This is a genomic window from Thermogutta sp. (genome assembly GCF_014359955.1).
In the GTDB taxonomy this organism is placed as follows: domain Bacteria; phylum Planctomycetota; class Planctomycetia; order Pirellulales; family Thermoguttaceae; genus Thermogutta.
On record NZ_JACIYL010000980.1, the window covers coordinates 1 to 1,424 of the forward strand.

Consider the following 1,424-nt stretch of genomic DNA (forward strand, 5'->3'; position numbering starts at 1 on the left):
GTTCGGCCTGGGTCTCACCCCGGGAGACAATCGCCTCTGAAGCGAGAACCACCGTGAGCGCAAAACAAATGACAGACCATCTTTTTCCCATGTGTCAAAACTCCAAAACATCGAAGTTGCCTGACGGTCGCAGAAACCGCTAGGTAGCTCATGATTTGCAATGCACTTCCGTATCTTCGAGTCGATGCCCCATAGCTGTCAATACGCGGCACATGCCCGATGGCTCTCGCTTGATTCTGAGCACTCAATAGCCAATAATGGTGGCCAAGTCAGGCACTTTTTTGGACCGGTGTCCGAGCCGGCGTTTGGTTGCCACCTCGAGTGCTTGAGCATGTGGAGGCGGGAGCCGCCCTATGAAGCTGAACCAACAATTGGTGAGCCATTTCAGAATACTCCGAATTGTCACAGCATTCTGTGCCCTCGTGCTGGGTGTCCGATGTCTCGGCCAACGCCCGCTTGTAGCCGCCGAGAATCGGCCTCTCCGAATCATCGTGTTTGGTGCCCATCCGGACGACTGCGAAATTCGGGCCGGTGGCGTGGCGGCACTTTGGGCAAAGGCCGGACATCAGGTCAAGTTTGTTTCAATGACAAATGGCGATATAGGACACTGGGCGATGGCTGGCGGTCCTCTCGCTCAGCGACGAACGGCGGAAGTTCAGGAAGCAGCCAGAATCCTGGGGGTCACAACCGAAGTGCTCGATATTCACGATGGGGAACTTCTGCCGACCCTGGAAAACCGGAAAACGATGACACGCCTCATCCGCCAGTGGCAGGCCGATATCGTAATTGGACACAGGCCGAATGATTATCATCCCGATCACCGTTACACGGGCGTCCTGATGCAGGACTCGGCTTACATGGTGGCCGTTCCCTTTTTCTGCCCCGACGTTCCTCCCCTCAAAAGAAATCCTGTGTTTCTGTACTCCTACGATAGTTTCCAGCGGCCAAATCCTTTTCGCCCCGATATTGTGGTGGCCATTGATGATGTCATTGAGCAAAAGCTCGATGCCTTACTTGCCATTGAGTCGCAGTTTATCGAAGGCGGGGCGCTAGGGTCGCCCGAGAGTGCACCCCGGACGGAGGCCGATCGGCAGAAGAAGCGGGAAGAGGTGCGTCAGGCTTTCCGCCTAAGATTTGCGCAAATTGCCGATAAGTGCCGCGATCGGTTGATCGAGTTATACGGACCGGAGAAGGGAAAAGCGATTAAATACGCGGAGGCGTTTGAAGTGTGTGAGTATGGTCGACAACCAAGTGAACGGGAAATCCGCGAACTGTTCCCGTTCATTTCGTCCCAACCCTGAACCGCGAAAAAAGGGGCCGTTAATCGCCCCGGACTTGCTGGGCGATCTCGTCGATTGACGAATGGGGCGGAAGTCCTGCGGGACTGACAAGCAGTCTCGTATGGGACGCGTCAGATCTTATCT

1 protein-coding gene is annotated in these 1,424 nt (G+C 55.2%); it reads left to right on the forward strand.

Features of this window, described 5'->3' with window-relative positions:
- The first annotated feature begins 353 nt into the window (after positions 1–353).
- Positions 354–1,301, forward strand: a complete 948-nt coding sequence (locus H5U08_RS18730; RefSeq protein ID WP_297036648.1) for a PIG-L family deacetylase — start codon at positions 354–356, stop codon at positions 1,299–1,301.
- Positions 1,302–1,424: the final 123 nt, after the last annotated feature.

Coding starts and splice junctions, on each gene's coding strand:
- H5U08_RS18730 (WP_297036648.1), top strand. CDS start 354: ATGAAGCTGAACCAACAATTGGTGAGCCATTTCAGAATACTCCGAATT.